The 22,697-nt window shown below is 64.9% G+C and carries 18 protein-coding genes; 7 read left to right on the forward strand and 11 right to left on the reverse strand.

Annotated features, from left to right (window positions below; translation table 11 throughout):
- Positions 1 to 3: 3 nt before the first annotated feature.
- Positions 4 to 1,131, reverse strand: a complete 1,128-nt coding sequence (dapE, locus tag AB4Y63_RS13420) for a succinyl-diaminopimelate desuccinylase (protein ID WP_441791558.1) — start codon at positions 1,129 to 1,131, stop codon at positions 4 to 6.
- Positions 1,132 to 1,148: 17 nt separating this feature from the next.
- Between dapE and dapD the strand changes: the two genes are divergently transcribed.
- From dapD to AB4Y63_RS13435, 3 genes are all read left to right on the forward strand, one after another.
- Positions 1,149 to 2,129, forward strand: coding sequence for a 2,3,4,5-tetrahydropyridine-2,6-dicarboxylate N-succinyltransferase (dapD, locus tag AB4Y63_RS13425; protein WP_441791559.1), 981 nt, complete (start codon positions 1,149 to 1,151; stop codon positions 2,127 to 2,129).
- 218 nt (positions 2,130 to 2,347) lie between these two features.
- The gene (locus tag AB4Y63_RS13430; protein ID WP_441791560.1) at positions 2,348 to 3,214 is read left to right on the forward strand and encodes an endonuclease domain-containing protein; all 867 of its coding nucleotides are present in this window, start codon (positions 2,348 to 2,350) and stop codon (positions 3,212 to 3,214) included.
- A gap of 198 nt (positions 3,215 to 3,412) precedes the next feature.
- A complete protein-coding gene (locus AB4Y63_RS13435) occupies positions 3,413 to 6,127 on the forward strand; it encodes a penicillin acylase family protein (protein ID WP_441791561.1) in 2,715 nt (904 codons plus the stop codon).
- Positions 6,128 to 6,217: 90 nt separating this feature from the next.
- On the opposite strand, the gene AB4Y63_RS13440 is transcribed toward AB4Y63_RS13435, so the two are convergent.
- From AB4Y63_RS13440 to AB4Y63_RS13460, 5 genes are all read right to left on the reverse strand, one after another.
- Complete coding sequence (locus tag AB4Y63_RS13440) at positions 6,218 to 7,522, reverse strand: citrate synthase (RefSeq protein WP_441791562.1); 1,305 nt, start codon at positions 7,520 to 7,522, stop codon at positions 6,218 to 6,220.
- A gap of 189 nt (positions 7,523 to 7,711) precedes the next feature.
- Entirely contained in the window at positions 7,712 to 8,812 is a 1,101-nt protein-coding gene (dapC, locus tag AB4Y63_RS13445) for a succinyldiaminopimelate transaminase (protein WP_441791563.1), read from the reverse strand.
- Between the two features lie 15 nt (positions 8,813 to 8,827).
- Complete coding sequence (gene fdxA, locus AB4Y63_RS13450; protein ID WP_345063980.1) at positions 8,828 to 9,151, reverse strand: ferredoxin; 324 nt, start codon at positions 9,149 to 9,151, stop codon at positions 8,828 to 8,830.
- Positions 9,152 to 9,276: 125 nt separating this feature from the next.
- A complete protein-coding gene (locus AB4Y63_RS13455; protein WP_441791564.1) occupies positions 9,277 to 10,248 on the reverse strand; it encodes a PIG-L deacetylase family protein in 972 nt (323 codons plus the stop codon).
- Positions 10,249 to 10,285: 37 nt separating this feature from the next.
- Positions 10,286 to 10,975 carry a M23 family metallopeptidase gene (locus tag AB4Y63_RS13460; protein ID WP_441791565.1) on the reverse strand — a complete coding sequence of 230 codons (690 nt, stop codon included), beginning with the start codon at positions 10,973 to 10,975 and terminating at the stop codon, positions 10,286 to 10,288.
- Between the two features lie 370 nt (positions 10,976 to 11,345).
- Between AB4Y63_RS13460 and efeU the strand changes: the two genes are divergently transcribed.
- The 3 genes from efeU (at position 11,346) to efeB (ending at position 14,773) form a co-directional block, all read left to right on the forward strand.
- The gene (efeU, locus tag AB4Y63_RS13465) at positions 11,346 to 12,218 is read left to right on the forward strand and encodes an iron uptake transporter permease EfeU (protein WP_441791566.1); all 873 of its coding nucleotides are present in this window, start codon (positions 11,346 to 11,348) and stop codon (positions 12,216 to 12,218) included.
- Between the two features lie 66 nt (positions 12,219 to 12,284).
- On the forward strand, positions 12,285 to 13,454 hold the full coding sequence (gene efeO / locus AB4Y63_RS13470) for an iron uptake system protein EfeO (protein ID WP_441791567.1): 1,170 nt from the start codon (positions 12,285 to 12,287) through the stop codon (positions 13,452 to 13,454).
- Positions 13,454 to 14,773, forward strand: coding sequence for an iron uptake transporter deferrochelatase/peroxidase subunit (efeB, locus tag AB4Y63_RS13475; RefSeq protein ID WP_441791568.1), 1,320 nt, complete (start codon positions 13,454 to 13,456; stop codon positions 14,771 to 14,773). The genes efeO and efeB overlap by 1 nt, the downstream gene beginning before the upstream one ends.
- 25 nt (positions 14,774 to 14,798) lie before the next feature.
- On the opposite strand, the gene AB4Y63_RS13480 is transcribed toward efeB, so the two are convergent.
- From AB4Y63_RS13480 to AB4Y63_RS13490, 3 genes are all read right to left on the reverse strand, one after another.
- Positions 14,799 to 15,242 carry a hypothetical protein gene (locus tag AB4Y63_RS13480; RefSeq protein WP_441791569.1) on the reverse strand — a complete coding sequence of 148 codons (444 nt, stop codon included), beginning with the start codon at positions 15,240 to 15,242 and terminating at the stop codon, positions 14,799 to 14,801.
- Between the two features lie 143 nt (positions 15,243 to 15,385).
- A complete protein-coding gene (gene typA / locus AB4Y63_RS13485) occupies positions 15,386 to 17,296 on the reverse strand; it encodes a translational GTPase TypA (RefSeq protein WP_441791570.1) in 1,911 nt (636 codons plus the stop codon).
- Between the two features lie 192 nt (positions 17,297 to 17,488).
- On the reverse strand, positions 17,489 to 19,285 hold the full coding sequence (locus AB4Y63_RS13490) for an ABC transporter ATP-binding protein (protein WP_441791571.1): 1,797 nt from the start codon (positions 19,283 to 19,285) through the stop codon (positions 17,489 to 17,491).
- 89 nt (positions 19,286 to 19,374) lie between these two features.
- Between AB4Y63_RS13490 and AB4Y63_RS13495 the strand changes: the two genes are divergently transcribed.
- Positions 19,375 to 19,998, forward strand: coding sequence for a PH domain-containing protein (locus tag AB4Y63_RS13495; RefSeq protein WP_441791572.1), 624 nt, complete (start codon positions 19,375 to 19,377; stop codon positions 19,996 to 19,998).
- Between the two features lie 29 nt (positions 19,999 to 20,027).
- Here the strand turns inward: AB4Y63_RS13495 and AB4Y63_RS13500 are convergent, their stop codons facing one another.
- Together AB4Y63_RS13500 and AB4Y63_RS13505 are read right to left on the reverse strand one after the other, a co-directional pair.
- Positions 20,028 to 21,065: an ABC transporter permease gene (locus AB4Y63_RS13500; protein ID WP_441791573.1), complete on the reverse strand. Its 1,038-nt coding sequence runs from the start codon at positions 21,063 to 21,065 to the stop codon at positions 20,028 to 20,030.
- Positions 21,065 to 22,603 carry an ABC transporter permease subunit gene (locus AB4Y63_RS13505; RefSeq protein WP_441791574.1) on the reverse strand — a complete coding sequence of 513 codons (1,539 nt, stop codon included), beginning with the start codon at positions 22,601 to 22,603 and terminating at the stop codon, positions 21,065 to 21,067. Before AB4Y63_RS13505 ends, AB4Y63_RS13500 begins: the two co-directional genes overlap by 1 nt.
- Positions 22,604 to 22,697 lie beyond the last annotated feature (94 nt).

Here is a 22,697-nt window from a genome sequence, read left to right on the forward strand (position 1 = left end):
GACTCACCGCTCTGCGGCGGTCAGCCAGGTACGCAGGCCGCGCTCGCACTCGTCGATCTGTGCAATGGCCACGCGCTCGTCGTCGGCGTGTGCTTTCGACGGGTCGCCTGGCCCGTAGTTGACGGCCGGGATGCCGAGTGCGGAGAAGCGCGCGACATCCGTCCAGCCGTACTTCGGGCGCGGCTGGGCGCCGACGGCGGCCAGGAACTCGAGGGCCAGGGGCGCGTCGAGTCCGGGGCGAGCGCCCTCTGACTCGTCGATGACGGTCACCTCGAAGCCGTCGAACAGCTCCCGCAGATGGGCCACCGCTTCTGCGGCGGTGCGGCTCGGTGCGAACCGGTAGTTGACGTGCACCATTGCCTCGTCGGGAATGACATTGCCGGCGACGCCGCCGCTGATGCCGACCGCGTTCAAGCCCTCGCGGTAGACGAGCCCCTCGACCTCGACCTCACGCGGAGTGTAGGCGGCCAGGATGTTCAGAACGGGGGCGATCTTGTGGATGGCGTTCTCGCCCATCCAGGCGCGCGCGGAGTGCGCCCGCAGCCCGAAGGCGCGCACCTCGACCCGGAGGGTGCCGTTGCAGCCGCCTTCGACCTGGCTGTTGCTCGGCTCGCCGAGAATGGCGAAGTCGCCGACGAAAAGATCGGGACGGTTGCGTGCGAGGCGGCCGAGACCGTTGAGCGACGAGTCGACCTCTTCGTTGTCGTACCACATCCAGGTCAGATCGACCGAGGGGTCGCTCAGCTCCACCGCGAGCTTCAGCTGCACGGCGACGCCGGCCTTCATGTCGACCGTTCCGCGGCCCCAGAGGTAGTCGACGCCGTCGATGACCTCGGTGCGCGTGGGCAGGTTGTTGTTCAGCGGAACGGTGTCGATGTGTCCRGCGATCACGACGCGCTGGGCGCGGCCGAGATTCGTGCGCGCGACGATCGTGTCGCCGTCTCGAATCAGCTCAAGGTGGTCGTAACCGGCGAGCGCCTGCTCGATCAGGTCGGCCAGCAGAGTCTCGTTGCCCGATACCGACTCGATGTCGCACAGCACTCGGGTAATCTCCACCGACGAGGCGGTGAGGTCGAGAGCTGACGGGGTGGTGGGAGCGGCGGAGGCGCTGGGCGCAGTGTTCTGGGGCACTCTACTAATCTAGAGCTATGGTCACAGCTTCCTCTTCAGGTTCCCCCGTTTCGTCGCACGCCTGGGGGTATGGCTTGGCCACAATCGCCCAGGATTCCACCGTTTTGGACACCTGGTTCCCGTCTCCGCAGCTCGGTGAGCTGCCCGCCGGCCGCGACCGCTGGATCGTCCCGGCCGAGCTCGAGGAGCACGCCGGTGATGACGCCCGTCGTGCCGTGCGCATCGAGGCCATCACCGTCGAGATCGACCTCACCGAGGCACCCCGCAGCACGGCGGATGCCTACCTTCGGTTGCACCTGCTCTCCCACCTGCTCGTCGCGCCCAACAGCATCAACCTCGATGGCATCTTCGGTCATCTGCCGACCGTGGTCTGGACCAACGCCGGCCCGATGCTGCCCGCCGACTTCGACCGTCTGCGTCCCGCGCTCGTGCGCCACGGCATCCAGGCCACGAGCGTCGACAAGTTTCCGCCGCTGCTCAACTACGTGACGCCCGACCGCGTGCGCATCGCGGATGCCTCGCGGGTGCGCCTCGGCGCCCACCTGGCCCCGGGCACCACGGTGATGCACGAAGGCTTCGTCAACTTCAATGCCGGTACGCTCGGCGCCTCGATGGTTGAGGGGCGCATCTCGCAGGGCGTCGTCGTGGGCGACGGCGCCGACATCGGTGGCGGCGCATCCATCATGGGCACGCTCTCGGGCGGCGGAACCCAGCGCGTCGCGATCGGCGCGCGGGCGCTGCTCGGCGCGAACTCCGGCGTCGGAATCTCCATCGGCGACGACACCGTGGTCGAGGCCGGCCTCTACGTCACGGCCGGCACCAAGGTTCTGCTGCCCGATGAGCCGCGCACCGCCGACGGAGCGATGCAGAGCATCAAAGCCGTGGAGCTCTCCGGTGTGCCGAACCTGCTCTTCCGTCGCAACTCGATCAGCGGTGCCGTTGAGGCGCTACCGCGCTCGGGTGGCGGCATCCAGTTGAACGAGGCGCTGCACGCCTAACCCGCACGCTGCTTGACGTGCCGCCGGGCTACCCGGCGGCACGGAAACATCAGGAATTGCACATCCTGCACGAAAACATCACCGATCGGCGCGCTACCGAGCGACTCTGATGTTTTGACGCTGCGCCGCTTATCCTGCACAGTCTGCTCCCCCGCGATTTGTCCACCGCGCCGCCCGTTCAGGACGACAGCGCAAACCTGTTGATCGATACTCAACGGATGCTGCGCTCACTCTCCGCCGATATGTCGCGTTGCGGAAATCTCGCCACCCGAGCTCAATTGCGTGAGCTCGGATACTCACGCGACGACATTGGGCATGCAATTGCCGATCGCCAGTTGTGGCCGATCCGCCGCTTCTGGCTTGCACATCCCGGTGCCGATCAAGCCGCGACCCGTGCAGTTGCCCTCGGCGGACGCATGGCTGCCTCGTCAGCACTCGCAAGTTATGGAGTGTGGGTCACTCGCTCATCGGGATTGTGGATTGGCACGCTCCAGGGCCGGAGCCGGTTGCCCGCGCCCGCCGCGGGCGAACACCGCTTGTGGGTGCACGAGCATTTCCCGCACACCGGCGAGAAACTGTGGCGAATGTCGCTGCCCGATGCTCTGGCGCAGTACGCCCGTGTCGCCCCTGCACCCGACGTCATCGCATCCTTTGACAGCGCGCTCAACAAGCGACTGTTGCGCCCACACCAGCTCCCCGGGGTGTTCGACATGCTCCCCCGTCGTCTGAGGAGGCTCCGCTTCCGGCTGAACGGGCTGGCCGACTCTGGGTTGGAGAGTCTGATGCGTGTGGCCGCAGAGGCAGAGGGTTGGCAGGTCGATGTGCAAGTCACTATTGCCGGGGTGGGAAGGGTCGACCTCTTGATCGACGGCTGGCTCGTTATCGAACTCGACGGCGGGCAGTGGCACGACGACGAGCGCTCGCGAAATGAAGACAGCCGCCGCGATGCCGAGGTGACGCTCCTCGGCTATCGCTGCCATCGGTTTCGCGCGCATCAAGTGATCAGTCAGATGCCGCAGTGCCTCGACGTCATCCGCACAATTCTCGCGGGCGGCTGCCCCGTCGCAATTGGCATCACTGCCTGACGCCTCAACGCGGTGCAGCCACAAACATCACTGAATGACAGCGCCAAAACATCAGGAATTGCGCCAACTGCGCCAAAACATCTCCGAACAGCCCGGCCGATGAGCGAATCGATGTTTTCGGGCAACAGCACCGGCCCACTGCCCCCGGCGTCGGTTCTTCTGTAGTCTCCTTACACCTGACTATCACGAAGGAGTGATGTGGGAAGTGATGCACCGCGCAGCAGACGCCCCCGTCGACTGAGGGCGCTGTTCATCACGCTGGGAATCGTGCTGAGCCTCGGGCTCATTGCGACCGGCCTGGGAGCCTGGACGGTGACCCGGTCGTTCCCCACTCTGTCGGGCACCCTGAATCTGCCCGGGCTCGCGGGCGACGTCACCGTCTATCGCGACAATGCCGGAATCCCGCAGATCGTCGCCTCCACCGCCACCGATTTGTTTCTTGCAGAAGGCTACGTTCACGCTCAGGACAGGTTCTGGGAAATGGACTTTCGGCGACACGTCACCGCCGGGCGACTGTCTGAACTCTTCGGCGAGAGCCAGATCGGCACCGACACCTTCGTCAGGACTCTCGGATGGCGCGCCGTCGCCGAGCAGGAAGTGAAACTGCTCGATCCCACCTCCCTCAGCTATTACGAGGCCTACGCTCGCGGCGTCAACGCCTACCTGGCCACTCACCAGGGCGCCGACCTTTCCTTGGAGTACGCGACCCTCGCCATCCAGAATCCCGACTACACGCCGGAACCCTGGACCGCCGCCGACTCAGTTGCCTGGCTCAAGGCGATGGCCTGGGATTTGCGTTCGAACCTCGACGATGAGATCGACCGGGCCCTGCTCGCACCGACGCTGTCTGACGACGACATGGCACTTCTGCATCCCGCTTACCCGTATGCGACGCATCCGACCATCGTCGAGAACGCCGTTCCGGTGGCGGCGGCCGAAACCACCGACGCTACGACAGGCGACGCGACAACAGGCGAGAGCACTGATGGGGCATCAGCGGAGACGACCGACGAGGGTTCCACCGACACCGCCGCGACCGACACCACCCCCACCGACACCGCCTCGACGCCCGGCCCTCTCGCATCGGACCAGGATCTGTCGACCGCGCTCGGCACTCCCCTGGCCGAACTGCGTGCCGCCCTGGCCTCCGTACCTGAGCTGCTCGGCCCGGCCGGCGGCGAGATCGGCTCCAACTCCTGGGTGATCTCCGGAGCGCACACCGATACCGGCAAGCCGATCCTCGCGAACGACCCGCACCTCGGTGCCGTGATGCCGTCGGTGTGGTACCAGGTCGGCCTGCGCTGTGAGGCCGTGAGCGTCGAGTGCCCCTTCGACGTGGCGGGCTACAGCTTCTCCGGGCTGCCCGGCGTGATCATCGGGCACAATTCCCGCATCGCCTGGGGGTTCACCAACCTCGGGCCGGACGTCGCGGATCTCTACCTCGAACGGGTCATCGGCCCGAACTACGAATTCGACGGAGCGCTCAAGCCGCTCTCCGTGCGGGGCGAGAAGATCAAGGTTGCCGGCGGCCCCGACGTCAAGATCGAGATTCGCGCGACCGAGCACGGCCCGCTGGTCAGCGGGCTGACCAGCCAATTCGGCAGCATCGCGGAGGACTATCCGGCGGTCGACGGGGTGCCGGAGCCACCCGCCACTGATGCGGCGGCCGATGCCCCGGAGACGACGGCACAGCTGTCGTTGCAGTGGACCGCCCTCACCCCCGGGCGCACGGCATCCGCCATCTTCGCCCTCAACCGGGCCGGCGACTGGAACGAGTTCCGGGCCGCAGCATCGCTCTTCGACGTTCCCTCGCAGAACCTCATCTACGCCGATGTCGATGGCAACATCGGCTACCAAGCCCCGGGGCTCATCCCGATTCGACGCACCGGAGACGGCACGGTTCCGGTTCCGGGCTGGACGAGCGACTACGGCTGGACCGGGTTCGTTCCGTTCGATCAACTGCCGAACAGCTACAACCCGGCGAGTGGCTACATCGTCACCGCGAACAATGCGGCGGTCGACGCTGCATTCCCGGTGATGATCACCGAGGACTGGGATCTCGGCTATCGAGCCGAGCAGATCACCCTGCGACTGCAGAAACTGCTCGATTCAGGCACCCCGCTCACAACCGCCGACATGAGCCGTATTCAAGCCGACAACTACAGCGCCGCCGCCGCAACGCTCGTGCCGGTGCTGCAGAAACTGACGGTGACCGGTGCAACGGCCGACGCCCAGCGCCTCCTCACAGACTGGGACTACAACCTCGACGCCGACAGTGCCGCCGCCGCGTACTTCAGCATCGTCTGGCGCAACCTTCTGGCGGATGTCTTCGACTCGCTTCCCGAGGGAACCGCGCTCACCGGCGGCGACCGCTCCTTCGCCGTCATCGCGACCCTGCTCGACCGGCCCGACGACCCCTGGTGGACCAGTGCGAAGCTCGGCACGGTGGGACGCGACGACACCCTGACGAAAGTGTTGGAGAAGGCGTCTGACGAAGGCGTGAAGTTGATGGGCGCGAAGACGTCACGCTGGAGCTGGGGATCGATTCACACTCTCGAGCTGACCAACGCGAGCTTTGGCACGTCGGGCATCGGCCCCATCGAGTGGCTCTTCAACCGGGGGCCCTACCAGGTGGCCGGCGGATCGTCGGTCGTCAACGCGGTGGGCTGGGACGCCACGGTCGGCTACACCGTCGACTGGGTGCCGTCGATGCGTCAGGTCGTGAGCCTGGCCGATTTCGACAGCTCAACCTGGGTGAACCTGACCGGGGCTTCCGGGCACGCATTCCACCCGAACTACACCGATCAGACGCCACTGTGGCAGAACCATCAGACCAGGCCGTGGCTCTTCGATCTGGAAGCCGTGAAGAAGGCGGCGACAGACACACTGACGCTGGCGCCGCCCGGTGATTGAGCTTGTCGAAATCCCGCAAGCCAACCCTCAAACGCAACCCGCGTTCGGAAATGGGCTCACCGGGTCTCGACAGGTTCGACCAACGAACTACTAGCGCTGCGGGTAGTCGCGCGCCGGGGATCCGACGTACAACTGCTGCGGGCGGCCGATCTTGGTGGCCGGGTCGGTGTTCATCTCGCGCCAGTGGCCGATCCAGCCGGGCAGGCGACCGATGGCGAACAGCACCGTGAACATCCGCGTCGGGAAGCCCATGGCCTTGTAGATGACACCGGTGTAGAAGTCGACGTTCGGGTAGAGCTTGCGCTCCTTGAAGTAGTCGTCGTTGAGGGCGTAGTGCTCGAGCTCCATCGCGATGTCGAGCAGGTCGTCCTGCACACCGAGAGCGGCGAGCACTTCGTGGGCGCTTTCCTTGACGAGCTTGGCGCGCGGGTCGTAGTTCTTGTAGACGCGGTGCCCGAAGCCCATCAGCTTGACGCCGGCTTCCTTGTTCTTCACGCGCTCGACATACTTCGCGACACCCTCACCGGATGCCTGAATGTCGGCGAGCATCGAGAGCACGGCCTCGTTGGCGCCACCGTGCAGCGGACCGAAGAGGGCGTTGATGCCGGCGGAGACCGACGCGAACAGGTTGGCTTCGGTCGAGCCGACAAGGCGCACCGTCGAAGTAGACGCGTTCTGCTCGTGGTCCTCGTGCAGCATGAGCAGACGCTCGAGCGCCTTGCTGACCACCGGGTTGACCTCGTAAGGCTCGGCCAGCGTGCCGAAGTTCAGCTTGAGGAAGTTATCGACGAAGCTCAGCGAGTTATCGGGGTAGAGGAACGCCTGACCGATGCTCTTCTTGTGGGCGTACGCAGCCATCACCGGAAGCTTGGCGAGCAGGCGCACCGTGGAGATCTCGACCTGGGCCGGGTCCTTCGGGCTGAGCGAGTCCTGGTAGTACGTCGAGAGGGCAGAGACACCGCTCGACAGCACCGACATGGGGTGAGCGTTGTGCGGCAGGGCGTCGAAGAAGCGGCGCAGGTCTTCGTGAAGCAGGGTGTGACGACGGATGCGGTTATCGAAGTCGTCGAGTTCGGCCGGCGTCGGCAGTTCGCCGTAGATGAGCAGCCAGGCGGTTTCGAGGAAGCTGGAGTTGTGCGCGATCTGCTCGATCGGGTAGCCGCGGTAGCGCAGAATCCCCTGCTCGCCGTCGATGTAGGTGATCGAGGAACGCGTCGCCGCGGTGTTCACGAACCCGTAGTCCAGTGTGGTGAGCCCGGTCTGGCGGGTCAGTGTGGAGATATCGAGGCTGGATGCGCCATCAACGCTGCGCAGGATGGGGAACTCGGCTGTGCCGCCCGGATAGGTGAGCGTTGCCTTCTGCGGCTCGTTGGATGCTGTTCGCTCGTCGCCCACGGGGTCTCCCTGAGTAGTAGTGCCCTGTCAGGGCAACCGGTTAATTCTCTGGCGATCCGCAGCACACACTCATGGTGTGTGGCGGGCAACCGACTACAGCCTAAGCCGCCCAGCAGCCTACTGTGGCATCCGCTAAAAGCAGTCGCTTTCCATTGGACATAGTCCACAACAGACGGCTGCCAGTCGCACTTACGCGCGCAGTCGCTCCGCCGCCGCCTGGATCCGCTCGTCGGTCGCGGTCAGCGAGAACCGCACGTGTTGCGGGTAGAAACTGCCGTAGAACGGGCCGGGTCCGGCGAGGATGCCCAACTCGGCCAGCTCGGCGATCGTCTGCCAGGCGTCGACGCCCCGGGTCGCCCAGAGGTAGAGTCCGGCCTCGCTGTTGTCGATGCGGAAGCCGGCATCCTGCAGCGCGGGCAGCAGTACCGCGCGGCGAGCGCGGTAGAGCTCTTTCTGCGCGGCGACGTGCGCGTCGTCGCCGAGGGCCACGACCATGGCGGCCTGCAAGGGGGCAGGAAGCATCAAGCCGGCGTGCTTGCGCACCGTCAACACCCGAGCGATCAACGAGCCGCAGCCGGCCACGAAGGCGGCCCGGTAGCCGGCGAGGTTCGACTGCTTGCTCAGCGAATAGATGGCCAGAACGTTGTGGCGGCTCTCGCCGACCACCCGCGGGTCAAGGATGCTGGGAATCGGTTCGGAATCCCACGGCGCGTCCCAGCCGAGCTCGGCATAGCATTCGTCGCTGACGATCACCGCGTCGAGTTCTCGTGCGCGGGCCACGGCGGTGCGCAGTTCAGCGACCGAGAGCACCCGGCCGTCGGGATTTCCGGGGCTGTTCAGCCAGATCAGTTTCGTCGAGGCCGGCCATTCGGCCGGGTCGTCGGAGGCGAGCGCGGTGGCGCCGGCGATGGCGGCACCGATCTCATAGGTCGGGTAGGCCGCTCGCGGGTGCACGATCGTATCGCCCTCGCCGATCCCGAGCATGAACGGGAGCAGGGCGACGAGCTCTTTCGAGCCGATCGTCGGCAGCACGTTCCTGGCTGCGAGTCCGGTTACGGCGCGGCGGCGCGCGTACCAGTCGATGATGGCCTGCTGCAGAGTCGGTGTTCCGACCGTTTGCGGGTAGGCGTGCGCATCCGTCGCCTCGGCCAGTGCCTGCCTGATCAGCGCGGGCGTGGCATCGACCGGCGAACCGATCGACAGGTCGACGATGCCGCCGACATGGGCCCGTGCCTTCTCGGCAAACGGGACCATCTGGTCCCACGGGTAGTCAGGAAGCTGCTTCAGCATCGGGCAGCCGGCGCGCTAGTGCTGAACCTGCGGCGGCAGCACGGCGATCACCGGGTGGTCCTTGGGAATCACGCCGATCTTGGCTGCTCCACCCGGGGAACCGATGTCGTCGAAGAATTCGACATTCGCCTTGTAGTAGTCAGCCCACTGTTCGGGAAGGTCGTCTTCGTAATAAATAGCCTCGACAGGGCAGACCGGCTCACACGCACCGCAGTCGACGCATTCGTCGGGGTGGATGTAGAGCGAGCGTTCCCCCTCGTAGATGCAATCGACCGGGCATTCATCAATGCAGGCACGGTCTTTAACATCGACGCAAGGAAGAGCAATGACATACGTCACGGTGGTGAGGTTCCCTTCACGAGCTGGATATCCAGTCTATGCCTCGAAGAGGGGTCTGCTTGATACGAGTGTTGTGTGCTGGCGTGTTGTGCACCGGCGTCGCGAGCTCCGGCCGGCCGGTTGCCTCAGTGCTTGGCGGGCAGCTTCGGCCAGGCAATGACCAGTGCGGCGACCAGGGTCGGGACAATGGTCCAGATGAGCCCGGTCAGCCCCTGCGGGATGAGTACGGAGCCGCCCGTACTGCGCAGCGACAGCAAAAATATCATGCCGAGCATCCCGATTGCGGCAAGCAAGACCATCAGCCGATCGTGAAACACCAAGCGCAGTCCGATCAGCAGAGCGGATGTCGCCACCAGGGCAAGGATCAATCCGTACGGAATCTCGACAGAACCGATCGAGAACGTCGCCAGATGGGCCAGGGTTCCGAGCAGCCCGAACAGTGCGCCGAGAACCAGGGCGAGCACTCCCCCACCAATGCGCTCCAGCGGCGATGCCGACGGAGCCGTCATCGACAGACGCCCGGATGGCGGGGAACTGATCTGCACGAACGCTTCGGTTCCGCTGACGCTCTGCAGCGTGCCATCGGGCGCTCGCACGGCATGGTCGATCACCGACCATCGACCGGGGTAGGCCGCAACCGCCCGGAGCTTTGTGTCGATCTGGTCACTGACGTCGATCGCCTTCACCCGCTGGTTGACGTCGGCGGCGACCCGGCGACTCAGAAACACCGGCACGCCGGTCTTTTCGGCAGCGAGCACGGCCGCCGCCCGCAACCGATCGTCGTCGGTGCCGATCACGACGGCCGTCGCACCAAAGTCGGTGAGCAGGTCGAGCATCAGCCCGTCAAGCTCGCGGTCTTCGTCTTCAATCGATTGACCCGACACGGCGGGCACGATCATCCAGTCGTCGACGTCGAGTGCGGTCAGGGCCGCGCGTGTCGCCGAGGGATCCTCGGTGCCGGCCTCGCCGAAGAGCACCGCGACCCGCGATCCGTCAGAACGAAGGCGGGCGATCGTTCCGCCGGTCATCAGCGATTCATCGCCGGGGCGAGCAACAACAAAGGCGACGCGCTCATCGCTGCCGGACATGACCATCACAGTCGAAGCCTAGTCGGCGGGGCGGGCAGCATCGAAGCTAGCCCGCGTGCTCGGTCAGCCAAGAGTAGGGATCGAAGCGCACACCGTCGGTGTGGAACAGCTCGAGGTGCAGGTGCGGGCCGGTCGCCTGACCGGTGCTGCCGACGAGTCCGACGAACTGACCAGCCGTGACGTGCTCACCGACCGAGACTCCGCGAGAACCCAGCTGCATGTGCGCGTAGAGCGCCGTCACCGTCTGGCCGCCGACGACGGATTCGATCTCGACGTAGGCGCCGTATCCGCCGCCGTCGTCGGTCGAGGTGACCACGACACCATCGGCGATCGAGCCGATCGAGGCGCCGTCGCCGGCGTTCATGTCAAGACCGTCGTGGAAGGTCGAGCAACCGCTACAGGGAGCGCTGCGCGGACCGAAGCCGTCACTGATCCGAACCGCCTGCGGGAATGGCCACTGCACGCCTCCACCGGCTGCCGGTGCCGCCGGTGCTGCAGCAGCAGCTTCGACGACGGGGGGCGGTGGTGGCGGAGCTGCCTCTGAGCTGTAACCGTCACGCGCGATCGTCTGAGGTGCAAAGTCGGCGAGGACCACATTCTGAGCGCCGACCATCGATGCGCTCTTTTCCGTTGTGGTCGGCAGCGGCAATGCCAATGTCGTCGCCGCTGCATCCGACGCCGAGAGCGCCGTCGCCGGAAGCGACGGGGCCATGGTCAGCGACCCGACCACCACCATTCCCACTCCGGTGAGAACGACCGAAGTGAAAGAAGAGGAGAGCGGGGAGCGCCAGGTTCGGCGTGATGCGTGGTCGTGACGAGTGGTCGACGTGCGGCGGGCGGGTGAACGGACAGAGCGAAGAAGGGGCATATCGTTTCGGGTTCAGCGGCAGCCAAGCGGCACCTGGGTTCGGGCAATAAGTCAGCCACGTTAGCCCGCCAAGCTCCGTAGAACCGGCAAGAGACCCGTGCATCACCCGAGTGCGATCCTGCACGCTTGTTTGTTACGGCCGAGGAAAAAGAAATGGACAGCCCCGAAACCAGCGGTTACAGTTGGGGACGTAAGGTTAGCCTTACCATCCCCCCAACAAACATTCCCAGGAAGTCCTGTGCTCGCAAACTATCTGATCGGCCTGCGCGAAGGTCTCGAAGCCGCACTCATCGTCACCATCCTGATCGCCTACATCGTCAAGATCGACCGCAAAGATGTTCTGCCGCGCATTTGGGCCGGGGTCGGGCTCGCCGTTCTTCTCGCACTCGGCATCGGCGCCCTGCTGACGTTTGGCACCTACGGCCTTTCGTTCGAAGCACAGGAGACCATCGGCGGAGTATTGTCGATCGTCGCGACCGGCCTCGTCACCTGGATGGTGTTCTGGATGCTGCGCACGGCGCGCGACCTCAAGGGCCACCTGCAGGGCAACATCGACCGCCATCTCGTCGGAAGCGGTTTCGGACTGGTCATCGTCGCGTTCCTCGCGGTCGGCCGCGAAGGAATCGAGACCGCACTCTTCATCTGGGCCGCCGTCAAGGCGACGGGTGAGACGACACTCCCGCTGGTCGGCGCGTCACTCGGAATCGTCACCGCCGTCGCCCTCGGCTGGCTGATCTACGCCGGCATGCTCAAGATCAACCTGTCGAAGTTCTTCACCTGGACCGGCGGCATCCTGATCGTCGTCGCGGCCGGCGTGCTCTCCTACGGCGTGCACGACCTGCAGGAGGCCGGCATCCTGCCCGGGCTGCACAACCTCGCCTTCGACGTGAGCGCCACGATCCCGCCCGACAGCTGGTACGGCACCCTGCTGAAGGGCTTCTTCAACTTCTCGCCGGCCACCACCTGGCTGGAACTGGCCGTCTGGATTGCCTACGTCGTGCCCACCATGACCCTCTTCATCGTGAAGAGTCGGCGCGGCAAACCACGCGCGGCCACAATCCCGGCTGCCCAGCCCGCAACGGGTGCCACGCCGGCCATCGCCGCACACTGATCTTCTCCCGTCCCACCCCGCTCCCCCACGTCCTGTCTTCCCTCCTCTCTGTTCCGAAGGACTTCTATGCGCTCCCGTCTCCTCCTGCTCACCGCTGTGTCGGCCGTCGGCCTGCTCTCTCTCACCGGCTGCGTCGCCAACGCGCCGACGAAGGATGCCGGTCACGCCGCGCTGACCGTCGACAGCAGCGCCGACGCGTGCACCGTCTCAGCCGCCGAAGTTCCGGCCGGTAACGCCCGGTTCACCGTCACGAACAGCGGCGACCAGGTGACCGAGTTCTACCTGCTCGGCGAAGACGGCCTGCGCATCGTCGGCGAAGTGGAGAACATCGGTCCCGGCCTCAGCCGCGACCTCGTCGTGCAGCTCGCCGCGGGCAACTACCTGACCGCGTGCAAGCCCGGCATGGTGGGCGACGGCATCGGCAAGACCGCCTTCACCGTGACGAAGTCGGATGCCGCGGCCGCGCCGGACATCGACCTCGCCGCCCAGATCGACACCGCCAACGTCAACTACGCCTCGTATGTCAAGGATCAGGTGGCCCAGCTGGTCACCGGGACCGACGCGTTCGCCGCCGCCTATGTGGCCGGCGACGATGACACCGCCCGCAGCCTCTACGCCGGAACGCGCGCCCACTGGGAGCGCGTCGAGACCATCGCCGAGTCGTTCGGCGACCTCGACCCGAAGCTCGACCTGCGCGAGGCCGACCTCGAAGAGGGCCAGGAATGGACCGGCTGGCACGCGATCGAGAAGGATCTCTGGCCCGCCGACGCGGAGGCCGGCTTCGTCGCGTACCCGGCCGAGAAGCGCGCGCACCTCACCGAGCTGCTCCTCGCCGACACCGCCACGCTCAACACGAAGGTGCAGGATCTGACCTTCACGCTCGCGCAGCAGACCAACGGCGCCATCGGCCTGCTCGATGAGGTTGCCACCGGCAAGGTCACCGGCGAAGAAGAAGCCTGGTCACACACCGACCTCTGGGACTTCCAGGCCAATGTCGACGGCGCGAAGGTGCTCTACGCCGGCGTGCGCGACATGGTCATCGAGAAGGATCAGAAGCTCGCCGACACACTCGACACCGAGTTCGCTTCGCTGCAGACCCTGCTCGACGCCCAGCGCGTCGGTGATGGCTTCACGCTGTACACCGAGCTCAGCCCCGCTGAGATCAAGGCGCTCTCCGACCAGGTGAACGCACTCGGTGAACCGCTCAACCAGCTCACGGCTACGCTCGTTCTCTGATGACTGATTCCACCTCGCCGCCTCCACCCGCCGAGAAATCTGCCGAGAAGCCCGCCGGGATTTCCCGTCGCGGGCTGCTCGGCCTGGCCGGGGCTGGCGTGGCGGGCATCGGAATCGGCATCGCGGCCGACCGTGCCGTGCTGGCGGCAACGGGGGCCGGATCGGGCGCCGCTGCATCCGCGACGCGCTCCTACGATTTCTATGGCACGCACCAGGCCGGCATCGTCACGCCCGCTCAGGACCGCCTGCATTTCGCTGCGTTCGACATGTCCGCCTCGGCGACCCGCGCCGACCTGATCGAGCTGCTGCAGGACTGGACGATTGCCGCTGCGGCCATGACCGCCGGAAAAGACATCGGCGAGTACGGCGCGGTGAGCGGGCCGTACGACGCTCCGCCGGAGGACACCGGCGAGGCGCAGGGCCTTCCCCCGTCGGGCTTGACCATCACCTTCGGTTTCGGTCCGACGCTCTTCTCGACGACGGATGGCGTCGACCGGTTCGGCCTCGCCGCCCGCCGGCCGGCTGAGCTCGTCACGCTCCCCCATTTTCCGGGCGACATGCTCGACCCGGCGGCGAGCGACGGTGACCTCTGCATCCAGGCGTGCGCCGACGACCCCCAGGTGGCTGTGCACGCCATCCGCAACCTCTCCCGCATCGCGTTCGGCCGGGCGGCACTGCGCTGGTCGCAGCTGGGCTTCGGGCGCACCTCGTCGACGAGCACCAGCCAGGCCACCCCGCGCAATCTCTTCGGCTTCAAAGACGGCACGGCGAACATCAAGGCTGAGGAACCGGCCGCCGTCAACGATCAGGTCTGGGTGCAGTCGGGTGACAGCACTGCATGGATGACCGGCGGATGCTACCTGGTGACCCGGCGCATCCGGATGACCATCGAGACCTGGGACCGCACGATTCTGCGTGAGCAGGAGGCGGTCATCGGTCGCAACAAGGGCGAGGGTGCCCCGCTCTCCGGCGGCACCGAGTTCACCGAACCCGACTTCGAGGTGACCGGGCGCGGCGACGAGCCGCTCATCGCGACGACCGCGCATGTCAGATTGGCGCATCCGACCGAGAACTCGGGCATTCGGATGCTGCGACGCGGCTACAACTTCGTCGACGGCAACGATGCACTCGGTCGCCTCGAGGCGGGACTCTTCTTCATCTCGTTCCAGCGCGAACCCGAGCAGTTCACCACAGTGCAACTGAATCTCGCCCGAAACGACGCCCTCAACGAGTACATCCGTCACGTCGGCTCAGCACTCTTCGCGGTGCCCCCTGGGGCGCGCCCCGGGAGCTACGTCGGGGCCCCGCTCTTCGCCTGACTCGGGGCGTATCCCGCTCGCTGAACTAGTTCGCGGCGACCGGCATCACCGTGTAGAGCACGCCGTCCGAATTGCCGACCAACACCACCGTGTACGCGTCGTTCTTCATCGCGACGGCGCCGTTTCCGCCCGTCGAACCGCTCGCGTCAGTGACGAAGCCTGCGTCTTCCAGCTGCGCCTGAGCGTCGGCGACCGGGTCTGCCGCGGTCGACTTCACGGTAACGGCCCAGACCTTCTCACCGTCAGCGCTGTTTCCGGCGCCGAGCAGAATCTCCCCGTCGATGACCGGCACCTCGTCCGGCCACCCCTTCGGCAGCGCGCCACCGAGCGAAACATTGCCGCCTGAGGCCTCGTGGACCGCACCGTTGACGAGCCCACCCACACTGGAGCATCCGCTCAACATCGGTCCAGCCGCCAGGGCAACTACGAGCGCGAGAGGGATGCCGATGGCCGGTCGGATTCTGGTCATGATTGTCTTCTTTCGTCGGCGGCATGAGGTTCACGCACGGCAGTTTCACTCAGATCAAGGTCAAGTCACATCAAGTTCAAGTTAAACACAGCCGCCCCTCCCGAAGCTGGGAGGGGCGGCTGTCAACAGTCAGCGCACAGCTGTTAGTTGGCGTCCTGCTTCTTCAAACGCGAGGTGTTGCGAGCACGAGCCTGAGCGGCGAGCTCAACCTTGCGGATACGCACGACCTCGGGGGTGACCTCGACACACTCGTCTTCGCGAGCGAACTCGAGGCACTGCTCGAGCGTCAGCTGCTTCGACGGGGTCATCGACTCGAAGGTGTCGGAAGTGGACTGACGCATGTTGGTCAGTTTCTTTTCCTTGGTGATGTTGACGTCCATGTCGTCGGCGCGCGAGTTCTCGCCGATGACCATGCCTTCGTAGACCTCTTCGGTCGGGTTCACGAAGAAGCTCATGCGCTCCTGCAGAGCGATGATGGCGAACGGGGTGACAACACCTGAACGGTCAGCAACGATCGAGCCGTTGTTGCGCGTGTTGATGGTGCCGGCCCAGGGCTCGTAGCCGTGCGAGATCGCGTTGGCGATACCGGTGCCACGGGTGGTGGTCAGGAACTCGGTGCGGAAACCGATGAGACCACGCGACGGAACGATGAACTCCATACGAACCCAGCCGGTGCCGTGGTTCGCCATGTTCTCCATGCGGCCCTTGCGGGTGGCGAGCAGCTGGGTGATGCCACCGAGGTACTCTTCCGGTGCGTCAATGGTCAGGTGCTCGAACGGCTCGTGAACCTTGCCGTCGACCTTCTTGACAACAACCTGCGGCTTGCCGACGGTCAGCTCGAAGCCTTCGCGACGCATCTGCTCGACGAGGATGGCGAGAGCGAGCTCGCCACGTCCCTGAACTTCCCAGGCGTCGGGGCGTCCGATGTCGAGAACCTTGAGCGAGACGTTACCGACGAGCTCCTTGTCCAGACGGTCCTTGACCATGCGGGCGGTGAGCTTGTGGCCCTTGATCTTGCCGATCAGCGGCGACGTGTTGGTACCGATGGTCATCGAGATGGCCGGGTCGTCAACCGTGATGGTCGGCAGCGGACGGGGGTCTTCGGGGTCAGCCAGGGTCTCACCAATGGTGATGTCGGCGAAACCTGCAACGGCAACGATGTCGCCGGGGCCGGCGCTTTCGGCCGGGTAGCGGTCGAGTGCCTTGGTGATCATCAGCTCGGTGACGCGCACGTTGTGTACGGATCCGTCGTGCTTGATCCAAGCAACCGTCTGGCCCTTTTTGATGGTGCCCTGGAAGATGCGCAGCAGCGCGAGGCGACCGAGGAACGGCGAGGAGTCGAGGTTCGTGACCCAGGCCTGCAGCGGGTGCTCGTCATCGTAGACTGGAGCGGGGATGTGCTCGAGGATCGCTTCGAAGAGCGGCTCAAGGTCATCGTTGTCGGGCAGCTCGCCGTTGGCGGGCTGGGTCAGGCTTGCGGCACCGTTACGGCCCGAAGCGTAGACAACCGGCACGTTCAACACGAGGTCGAGGTCCAGGTCGGGAACGTCGTCAGCCATGTCGCTGGCGAGACCGAGGAGCAGGTCCTGGCTTTCGCCGACGACCTCTTCGATGCGCGCATCCGGACGGTCGGTCTTGTTGACCAGCAGGATGACGGGAAGCTTGGCTTCGAGTGCCTTACGCAGCACGAAGCGGGTCTGCGGTAGCGGTCCTTCACTGGCGTCGACGAGCAGAACAACGCCGTCAACCATGGACAGACCGCGCTCGACCTCGCCACCGAAGTCGGCGTGGCCGGGGGTGTCGATCACGTTGATCGTGATCGGGCCGTCGGTAGCGTGCTTGCCCTTGTACGAGATCGCCGTGTTCTTGGCGAGGATCGTGATGCCCTTTTCGCGCTCGAGCTCGTTGGAGTCCATGGCACGCTCTTCGAGGTGCGCGTGCTCGGCGAACGAGTTCGTCTGGCGAAGCATCGCGTCAACGAGCGTGGTCTTGCCGTGGTCAACGTGGGCAACGATTGCTACGTTTCGAAGGTTATTGCGCGTGGCAATCGCCATAAAAGAGTTCCTCACAAAGAATTGCTGCCGCAAAATGTCGCGTGCGACTAAGAATGGAAGTGTGGCCAGAAGGTGGCCCGACTGACGATCTTACCGCACGAACCCTGAAAATTAGCGCGGAGCTCCAGCACCTGCTAGGCACGCGGGCACGAGGCGCGACGCGAAGCCCGCTCATCCGCTTTCGAGGCGCCGCTAATCCGTTTTCGAGGCGACCGCGCGCAGTTCCTGACGGAGCAGGCGCCGTTCGCGCTGTTTGGCGGGGTCGGGCAGCGGCACCGCAGCAAGCAACCGCTGAGTGTATGCCTCCTTCGGGTTGCGCAGAATTTCGTCTCTGGTCCCCGTCTCCACCAGTTTGCCGTGGTGCATCACCGCAATCCGATCGGCCAGCACATCGATGACGGCCAAATCGTGCGTGATGAACAGGCAGGCGAAGTTCATCTCTTTCTGCAACGCCTGCAACAGCACGAGAACGCGCGCCTGAACCGAGACATCCAGGGCGCTGGTCGGCTCATCGGCCACCAGCACCTGCGGTCCGAGGGCCAGCGCCCTGGCAATGCCCACCCGCTGCTTCTGCCCTCCGGAAAGCTCGTGCGGGTAACGGCTGCGGTAGTTGCGCGGCAGCTCCACGCTGTCGAGGAGACGCTCGACCTCGGCATTCAGAGCCGCACCGGAGAATCGCTTCGCCAGCAGCAGCGGTTCGCCGATGCTGTCCCCGATCGGCAACCGCGGGTTGAGCGAGGAAGAGGGGTCCTGAAAGACGATTCCCACATTCTTGTGCAACCGACGGATGTCTTCACGGCCGGCATGAGAGAGATCCTCCCCGGCGACGACCAGGCGCCCCTCGGTGATCGGAAGCAAGCCGACCGCGGCCCGGCCCAACGTGGTCTTGCCCGAACCTGACTCGCCGACCAGGCCAACGACCTCGCCTTCCCGAATCTTCAGGTTGATGCCGTCGGCGGCGCGGAACGCCTGAACATGGCCGCTCTTGGGGTATTCGATGGCGACATTGTCGAACTCGACGACAACTCGGCGGGTGTCTTCCGCGGCGGCTTGCGCGGCGACCTCGGCCAGACGCTCATTGATCTCGACACGTGCGGCGAAGTCGACACTGTTCTCGAGTTCACTACCGATGGCCAGGCTGGCCGTGGTGTCGATCTCTACTTCGTCGCGTTGCCCGAGAAAGGGAACAGCCTGGAGCAGAGCGATCGTGTACGGATGCTGCGGCGTGGCAAAGATCTGTGCGCTCGGGCCGGCCTCGACGATCAGCCCCTTGCGCATCACGGCGATATGATCGGCGAGATCGGCGACTACCCCCATGTCGTGAGTGATCAGCAGAATGGCGCTGTCGAGGCGGTCCCGCAGATTGCGCAGCAGGTCGAGAATCTCAGCCTGCACCGTGACGTCCAAAGCCGTGGTCGGCTCATCGGCGATGAGCAGCTTGGGGTCGCAGGAGATCGACTGGGCGATCATCGCCCGCTGCAGCTGACCACCGGAGAGCTGGTGCGGGTACGACTTGAACGCCTTCATCGGGTCGGGCAGCTCGACCATGTCGAGCAGTTCCAGCGCCCGCGCCTTGGCTTGGCTCGGCGACATCCCGAAGTGCAGCCGCAGCGTCTCGACGATCTGGAAGCCGATCGTGTAGACCGGGTTCAACGCGGTCATCGGCTCTTGGAAGATGACCGCCACCTGGCGGCCGCGCACACGGCGCATCTGCGCCGGGCTGAGACCGCGGAGCTCGCGACCGTCGAGCTTGACGCTTCCGGAAATGCGGCTGTTCTGCGGAAGCAGATCGAGCACAGCCATCGAGCTGGCACTCTTTCCGGAGCCGGACTCCCCCACGATCGCCAACACTTCGCGCGGTTTGATCGAGTAGTTCAGTTTCTTGGCCGCGGGAATCCAGACGCCGTCGACGCCGAAGTCCACGCTGAGATCGGTGACCTCCAAGACGGGGTGTCCCGTCACGGTGTCGGTCAGGAGTGTGTCGGTCATGAGAGTGTGCTCCATTTCACGCCCTGCGCGGATGCGCCTGGCGTCGTCGTGCATTTCCGCGTGGGTCCAGAAGCTGTCAGCATAGAAAAATGCAGACTTACATCCCGGGAGACCGCGTCGAGATCTCGTCGCGTTTCAATCGCATCCTTGCCGTGTGTGTCTGGGTGATTGCAGCCCTGATCGCGGGAAGCCTCTTCTTCGTGGGTCCCGGCGAGTCGCTGCTCACGTTGATCCCGGCCGCCTTCTTCAGCGTTTTCGCCTGGGAGGCTTTGTGGCGCCCGTACACCGCCGTCACCGACGACGGCGTCGAGTTGCGAAACGTTTTTCGCACTATCCACATCCCGTGGGCCGCACTGATCAACGTCGACACCAAGTACGCCCTGACGCTGTACACCCCCGGCCACAAGTACGTGGCCTGGTCGGCGCCGGCCCCCGGACATGTGACCGGTGTGCGCAACTCGCGATCGACGGGCTCCGAATCCCAAGCGGGCCTGTCGGCCTCGGCCGAGGTGCGACCCGGAGATCTGATCAACACCGAATCCGGTCAGGCCGCCGCCGCGGTGCGCAGCCGGTGGACGGCACTGCGCGACCAGGGTCTGATCGAAGCCGGTGTGGCCGATGAGACCCCGGTGCTGATCACTCGCCACACGGTGATGATTGTCGTGCTGGGCGCGCTGGCCCTCGCGACCCTGGTGGGGTCGCTGGCTCGTTAGCGACGTCGGCGTGTCCGCCGGAATGAGAATCATTCGCGATCCTCGCCGGGTTCGAGCAGCTGCTCCTGCATCATCCTCAGCTTGAAACGACGGTGGCGCGGGTCGAAGGCATCGCGCAGACCGTCGCCGACGAAGTTCACCAGCAGTGCCAGGGCCACAATGAAGAATCCGGGCCACCAGAACAACCAGGGCCGGGTCTGGAACGCCGATTGGTTGGAGCTGATCAACAGGCCGAGCGACACGTCGGGTGCGCGGATACCGAATCCCAGGAAGCTCAGTGCGGTCTCCAACAGGATGGCGGAGGCCATGATCAGCGTCGAGGAGACGATGACCACGCCCATCGCGTTCGGCAGGATGTGCTTGAAAATGATCCGCCGGTCTGACGCGCCGGCGACACGGGCCGCCTCGACGAAGGGTCGTTCGCGCAGCGACAGGAACTCGCCGCGCACCAACCGGGCGATGCCCATCCAAGAGAAGAAGCCGAGCATCAGGGCCAATAGAAATGCGCCGAGGTTGCCGGCGAAATAACCGACGACCGAACCGACGACGAGGGCGGGGATGACGATGAAGACGTCGGTGATACGCATCAGAATCGCGTCGACCCGGCCCCGGTAGTACCCGGCGACGGCCCCGACCACGACACCGACGATGCTGGCGATACCGCCGAGCACCACCATGACGAGAGCCGAGTTCTGAACTCCCCGCATGGTCATGGCGAAGTAGTCCTTGCCGATCCGGTTCTGGCCGAACGGATGATCACCCAGCGTGATGCCGGAGCCGCCGAGCCAGGTCGGAATCAAGCTCAGAGTGGGCGCCCCGTTGTTGACCTGAGGGTTCAGCTCGGTGTAGCTGTACTTCCACCAACCGGGAATGGGGCCGAGCCCGATCGCTGAGATCGCGAACAGGATGATGACCACCACGAGAACCCCGGAGGTCACCGCGATTCTGTTGCCGAGAAAGCGTCCCCAGATCAGCCGTCCCTGACTTTCGGGCGCTTTGCCGGTGGGAACCGTGCTCTCTCCGTTGCCGCCGTTGCCGTTTCCGTTCACCTGTGTGTCAAGTGCCATTATCGAACCCTCACCCTCGGGTCAAGGCTGGCGTACGCCAGGTCTGCCAGGAAGTTGAACAAGATTGCCATCGATGCGATGACCAAGAAGTAGCCCATCACCGGGTTTAGATCACCGCGGTCAAGCCCCGTACTGAAGAGCAGTCCCATTCCGGGAATGGCGAAGACCTTTTCGGTGATGATCGCCCCGCCGAGCAGCGCGCCCACATCGAACGCGATGAGGGTGGTGATGGGAATGAGCACGTTCCGAAAAGCGTGGCGCACGATGACCGTGCGCTCGGGGAGGCCCTTGGCCCGCGCCGTGCGGATGTAGTCCTGGTTCAGCACTTCGAGCATCCCGGCGCGGGAATACCGAGTGTAGCCGGCGAAGGAGATGAGCAGGAGTGTGATGGTCGGCAGCAACAGGTGGGTGAAGCTGTCGATTCCGCTGATCCAGAAATCGCCGTCCAGATTCGGGGTGACCGACCCCACTGTGGCGATGGGTCGGCCGTTGATCTGTCCCTCTGCCAGGTACGCGGGCCACGACTGCATGTAGCGGTCAAGCAGGATGAGCGCGGCCGAGAGTACCGCGGTCAGCAGACCCACTCGCATGTTCTGCCCGCGGTCGTAGCCGCCGACGAGATAGCCGCTCAACAAGCCGACCGCTACCGTGACGAGACCGAGGATGGCGATGGTTCCCGCGCTCGAGACGTCAAACAGCGGCTGCAGGGCGAAGTAGCAGATCACTGCGATCACCGCGTTGATGCCGGCCGTGAGCAGTGCTCGGCGCTGGCGGATGCCCGCCACCAGGGCAGTGACGCCTGCCGCGATGGCGGCGACGAGAACGATCATCGCGACAGGTCCGATCCCCGGAGTCGTGAACCATCCGGTGACCGACATGAACCACAGAAGCAGCGTCGTGCTTGCGCCCGAGATCACAAAAACGGCGAGGCGTTGCCGACGAGCCCCACCGATGAGCGATTGCCAGATTGCGCCGAAGATCACGCCGATTGCGAGTGCCCAGAACGCAGACACCACCGGATTGGCGAGGAAATTGTTGAAGGAGATCGCAACGAACTCCTTGAGCAGCACCGCGACCAAGAAGGCCGGGAGTGAGTAAAGAAAGAAACTGATGAAGGTCATCGTGTTGTCGAGTCCGCTGTACTGACGCAGTGCCGTCACGATGCCGATCGTGATTCCGAAGATGATCGCCAGCAGAAGCGCCAGGGTGACAAGCTGCACCGTCGAGCTCAGAGCGTTCGGCAGCAGGTCGATCACTTGGGCGTTGGCGATGGTCGGGCCGAGGTTGCACGCGTTGGCGAAGGGGATTAAACACCCGGCTGCACCGCCGAGCCAGAGCCCCCACCGCAGCGGTGGCGGAACTTCGAGGTGAAGAAGCTGAATTCTGGCCACGATCAGTTGATCTTTGTTGGGAGAGCTGCTTCCTCGCAGGTCTTTGAGCGGATCGACCGAATAGGCGACGAGCATGTACATCAGAAATGACGCCGCGAGAAGAATAAGAATGGAGACGAGAACTCGTCGCAGGATGAAACTCACCATTGAATGGGCTACCTCACTGGAGCGGTGGTTGATCATGGCGGGGCAGTATCTGCCCTTCGTCACGAAACCGGTCCCCGCGCACGGTGCGCGAGGA

Origin of the sequence: Leifsonia sp. YAF41, assembly GCF_052113185.1 — a bacterium.
GTDB lineage: Bacteria > Actinomycetota > Actinomycetes > Actinomycetales > Microbacteriaceae > Cryobacterium.

Excerpts from the sequence above, each read along its gene's own strand:
- dapD (WP_441791559.1), top strand. The coding sequence starts at position 1,149 with ATGGTCACAGCTTCCTCTTCAGGTTCCCCCGTTTCGTCGCACGCCTGG.
- AB4Y63_RS13430 (WP_441791560.1), top strand. The coding sequence starts at position 2,348 with ATGCTGCGCTCACTCTCCGCCGATATGTCGCGTTGCGGAAATCTCGCC.
- dapC (WP_441791563.1), bottom strand. The coding sequence starts at position 8,812 with ATGCTGAAGCAGCTTCCTGACTACCCGTGGGACCAGATGGTCCCGTTT.
- AB4Y63_RS13460 (WP_441791565.1), bottom strand. The coding sequence starts at position 10,975 with ATGGTGGTGGTCGGGTCGCTGACCATGGCCCCGTCGCTTCCGGCGACG.
- efeO (WP_441791567.1), top strand. The coding sequence starts at position 12,285 with ATGCGCTCCCGTCTCCTCCTGCTCACCGCTGTGTCGGCCGTCGGCCTG.
- efeB (WP_441791568.1), top strand. The coding sequence starts at position 13,454 with ATGACTGATTCCACCTCGCCGCCTCCACCCGCCGAGAAATCTGCCGAG.
- AB4Y63_RS13480 (WP_441791569.1), bottom strand. The coding sequence starts at position 15,242 with ATGACCAGAATCCGACCGGCCATCGGCATCCCTCTCGCGCTCGTAGTT.
- typA (WP_441791570.1), bottom strand. The coding sequence starts at position 17,296 with ATGGCGATTGCCACGCGCAATAACCTTCGAAACGTAGCAATCGTTGCC.
- AB4Y63_RS13490 (WP_441791571.1), bottom strand. The coding sequence starts at position 19,285 with ATGACCGACACACTCCTGACCGACACCGTGACGGGACACCCCGTCTTG.
- AB4Y63_RS13495 (WP_441791572.1), top strand. The coding sequence starts at position 19,375 with ATGCAGACTTACATCCCGGGAGACCGCGTCGAGATCTCGTCGCGTTTC.
- AB4Y63_RS13500 (WP_441791573.1), bottom strand. The coding sequence starts at position 21,065 with ATGGCACTTGACACACAGGTGAACGGAAACGGCAACGGCGGCAACGGA.
- AB4Y63_RS13505 (WP_441791574.1), bottom strand. The coding sequence starts at position 22,603 with ATGGTGAGTTTCATCCTGCGACGAGTTCTCGTCTCCATTCTTATTCTT.